Origin of the sequence: Salinisphaera sp. G21_0 (assembly GCF_017744115.1) — a bacterium.
GTDB lineage: Bacteria > Pseudomonadota > Gammaproteobacteria > Pseudomonadales > Endozoicomonadaceae > Endozoicomonas.
On sequence record NZ_JAGHQW010000118.1, the window covers coordinates 1 to 4,576 of the forward strand.

The 4,576-nt window shown below is 52.4% G+C and carries 2 protein-coding genes; both read right to left on the bottom strand.

Annotated elements, in window-relative coordinates:
* Positions 1-1,887, bottom strand: a 1,887-nt coding sequence (locus J7439_RS24840) for a DUF1601 domain-containing protein (protein WP_209204741.1), incomplete at its 3' end; no start/stop codon positions are given.
* Positions 1,888-1,992: 105 nt separating this feature from the next.
* Positions 1,993-4,576, bottom strand: a 2,584-nt coding sequence (locus J7439_RS24845; protein ID WP_209204742.1) for a DUF1601 domain-containing protein, incomplete at its 5' end; no start/stop codon positions are given.

A 4,576-nucleotide genomic window follows, 5' to 3' on the forward strand; every position in this document is an offset into this window, starting at 1 on the left:
GAGCGATTCGAACGTAGAGGTAGACACGTTCAGCTCAACGAATTCACCCAGTTTGGCCGTGGCCCACAGCAGGTTGGCAATACCCTGGGCATTAAATTGGTCCTTCTGTGCATTCACGTGGAGCAACAGTGCGGCAACAGCTTCTTTGAGCTCTGGTGTTTGCTCCAGCCCGTTGTCCACCAGCTTCGCCATGGCCCACAGCAGGTTGGTGATTGCCTGTGGTTTATAGTTAGCTTTCTGTGCGTTCACTTGGGGCAACAGCTCGGCCACGGCCTCGTTGAGTCCGGGTGTCCACTCCAGCCCGTTGTCCACCAGTTTCGCCATGGCCCACAGCAGGATGGCGATATCCTGGACATTAAATTGCACTTCCTGTGCTTTCAAGAGGGGCAACAGCGCGGCCACGGCCTCGTTGATATCTGGTGTCCGGTCCTGCCCGTTGTCCACCAGTTTTGCCAGGGCCCACAGCAGGTTGGCGATCCCCTGGGCATTAAATTGGTCTTTCTGTCCGATCACGAGGGGCAACAGTCCGGCTACGGTCTTTTTGAACCGTGGTTTTCGCTCCTGTCCGTTGTCCACCAGTTTCGCCATGGCCCACAGCAGATTGGCGATCCCCTGTGGCTTAAAGTGAGGTTTCTGTGCGTTCACAAGGGGCAACAGTGCGGCCACGGCCTCGTTGAATTCTGGTGTCTGCTCGTACCCGTTGTCCACCAGTTTCGCCATGGCCCACAGCAGGTTGGCGATATCCTGGGGATTAAATTGGGCTTTCTGTGTGTTCACGCAGGGCACCAGTGCGGCCACAGCCTCTTTGAGCTCTGGTGTCTGCTCCTGCTTGTTGTCCACCAGTTTCGCCATGGCCCATAACAGGTTGGTGATTTCCTGAGGTTTGAAGCTAGCTTTCTGTGGCCTCACTCGGAGCAGTAGCCCGCCCACGGTCTGGTTGAACTGTGGTGTTTGCTCCTGCCCGTTGTCCATCAGTTTCGCTATGGCCCACAGCAGATTGGCAATATGCTGGGTATTAAATTGGCCTTTCTTCTGTGCGTTCACATTGGACAGCAGCGATGCCACGGCCTCGTTGAGCTCTGGCGTCCGCTCCTGCCCGTTGTCCACCAGTTTCGCCATGGCCGACAGCAGGTTGGCAATACCCTGGATCTTAAATTGGTCTTTCTGTGCGTTCACGTGGGGCAACAGCGCGACCACGGCACCGTTGAACTCTGGTGTCCGCTCCTGCCCGTTGTCCAACATTTTTGCCATGGCCCACAGCAGGTTGGCGACACCCTGGGCATCAATACCCCTGGCTTCAGGTTTTTGGTTGCAGTTAAATGTTATTGAATCAAATAGCGCTGACAATAAGGCAGCTTGAGTATGCTTAACTCGCGCATCCATGGGTTTATGAACGGTAAACACACCCGCTGAAGTCAATGAATGCAGTGTTGTCGTCAGGCTTCGCCAATTCCAGCTCCGGCTTGCTGTGAAATTTTGCAGCAAACGCATCAGCTGGCTTTGTTCCCATCGATTTAACGGTCTTTTAACCGCTAACGTGTATTTTTTAACTGAACTGGCATACAGGCCGTGATCTCTCCCATCATAGCGTTGACCGAAACGATGCGATTTACTCACCAGATCATCCATTATTTCGGGTTTGATGAGGACATTAAAATCTTGAGCAGAGTTGACTGAACGGTGAATTAAATATTGAGAAGGGCGAGTGCCGGAAGAATGGTGAAATTCATTACATCCCGGGGTAGAGCGGGGGTGACTATCTCGCTGTCTGACTGTGGCATGTCTATATTGCCCACGCCCTGAAGAAGGGGCATGGCCATTCGGTTGGTTGTAACCGTTACCTGATCTTGCGTATTGACCACTGATACCAGCAGAACGTCTATCCATAATTATATTTCATTAATTAATGAAAATATAAAAAGCAGACTGCTGTTCTGCCCAGAAGTTCATTTTGCAGAAAAGTTTACTTGAGTCATGATGGGAGGAAGGCGATTACTGGCTGCCTGTTTTCTTCCTCTTTGCCGGGTTGGTTTGCTCTGCTAGATGTTCTTCGGCAGTCACGTATGCAGCATCTGTCCACCCTCTTTTAAGTGATACAGAGTCATGACCCTGTGGCGGGATGCCTGTCCTGATCTTTATTTGATCAATATATGGTTTCATTAAATCGTTGTTCAAAAGCTGGTTAGCCGGGATTTCAATGAGCTCAAATCCTGCTTTTTGCAGCAGTGCGATTTTCAGCAGAGTCGAACCATTCCTGGTGTTGAAATCACCACCCACGTAATGAGAGGGTCCCTGAACTTCAATCACCATGTTGTGATCTGGCAGCAGCAGGTCAACCGGAGGTAATGAGTTCAGACTCTTTTCTTCTTCAATCCTCAAAGATGGAATGCATAATTGGAGTTGATTGCGGAAGTTGGATTGATGTTTTGAAACGATTGTCTGGTAATGGCGGACGACCGGACACGCTCTGCCAAGCCAACTGGCGGCCTGGGCAATGGTGCTTTGATCCTCTTCATTGTGCAGGAATGTATTTTCCAGACGGGTAAACAGGTCATCCATGTGCTTTTCAAACACGTTATTTTTATTGGCATTGGAGTCTAGAGCCAACCTGGCACAGCATACCATGACTCCCCAGAGAGACATCAATATCTCTTTCTGCGAAAACCGAGGGTTCTCACTGATTCGACAGACAAGCGATTCGAACGTAGAGGTAGCCACGTTCAGCTCAACGAGTTCACCCAGTTTGGCCGTGGCCCACAGCAGGTTGGCAATACCTTGGGCATTAAATTGGTCTTTCTGTGCGTTCACGAGTGGCAACAGCGCGACCACCACCTCGTTGAGCCCCGGTGTCTGCTCCTGCCCGTTATCCACCAGTTTCGCCATGGCCCACAGCAGGTTGGTGATTTCCTGTGGATTAAAGTTGGCTTTTTGTACGATCACGCACGTCAATAACGCAGCCACCGTTTCGTTGAACTCTGGTCTCTGTTCGTACCCGATGTCCACCAGTTTTGCCATGGCCCACAGCAGGTTGGCGATGTCCTGGGCATTAAATTGGTCTTTCTGTGCGTTCACGCCAGGCAACAGCGCGGCCACGGCCTCTTTGAGTCCTGGTGTCTGCTCCTGCCCGTTGTCCACCAGTTTCGCCATGGCCCACAGCAGGTTGGCGATTTCCTGTGGTATAAAGTTAGCTTTCTTTGCGTTTACGTGGAACAACAGCGCAGCTACAGCCTCTTTAAGCTCTGGTGTCCACTCATGCCCGTTGTCCACCAGTTTCGCCATGGCCCACATCAGGGTGGTGATTTCCTGTGGTTTAAAGTTCGCTTTCTGTGCGCTCACGTGGGGCAACAGCGCAGCCACGGCCTCGTTGAGCTCTGGTTTCCGCTCCTGCCCGTTGTCCTCCAGTTTTGCCATGGCCCACAGCAGGCTGGTGATTTCCTGTGGTTTAAAGTTCGCTTTCTGTGCGTTCACTTGCGGTAACAACGCGGTCACGGTCTCGTTGAACTCTGGTGTCGATTCCAGCCCGTTGTCCACCAGTTTCGCCATGGCCCACAGCAGGTTGGTGATATGCTGAGGAATAAATTGGTCTGTCTGTGCGTTCATGTGTGGCAACAGCGCGGCCACGGCCTCTTTGAGTCCTGGTGTCTGCTCCTGCCCGTTGTCCACCAGTTTCGCCATGGCCCATAGCAGGATGGCGATCTCCTGTGGTGTAAAGTTAGCTTTCTGTACGTTCACCAATAGTGGGTCCACAGCTTCTTTGAGCTCTGGTAACCGCGCCTGCCCGTTGTTCACCAGTTTTGCCATGGCCCACAGCAGGTTGGCGATTTCCTGTGGTTTAAAGTTAGCTTGCTGTGCGTTCACTTGGGGCAACAGTGCGGCTACAGCATCTTTGAGCTCTGCTGTTTGCTTATAGCCGTTGTCTACCAGTTTTGCCATGGCCCACAGCAGGTTGGCGATATGCTGAGGAATAAATTGGTCTTTGTGGACGTTCACGTGGGGTAATAGCGCCGCCACGGCCTCTTTGAGTTCTGGTGTTCGCTCATGCCCATTGTCTATCAGTTTCGCCATGGCCCACAGCAGGTTGGCGATAGCCTGAGGAATAAATTGATCTTTGTGTACATTCACGTGGGGCAACAGTGCGGCCACAGCATCTTTGAGCTCTGGTGTTTGCTCCAGCCCGCTGTCCACCAGTTTCGCCATGGCCCACAGCAGGTTGGAGATTTCCTGTGGTTTATAGTTAGCTTTCTGTGCGTTCACCTGGGGCAACAGCACGGCCACTGCCTTGTTGAGACCTGGTGTCCGCTCCAGCCCTTTGCCCACCAGTTTCGCCATGGCCCATAGCAGGTTGGCGATATGCTGAGGAATAAATTGGTCTTTCTGTGCGTTCACGTGGGGCAACAGCGCAGCCACGGCCTCGTTGAACTCTGGCGTCTGCTCCTGAGCGTTGTCCAACAGTTTCGCCATGGCCCACAGCAGGTTGGCGATTTCCTGTGGTTTAAAGTCAGCTTGTTGTGTGCTCACGCGGTGTAACAAAGCGACCACGGCCTCGTTGAACTCTGATGTCCTTTCCTGCCCGTTG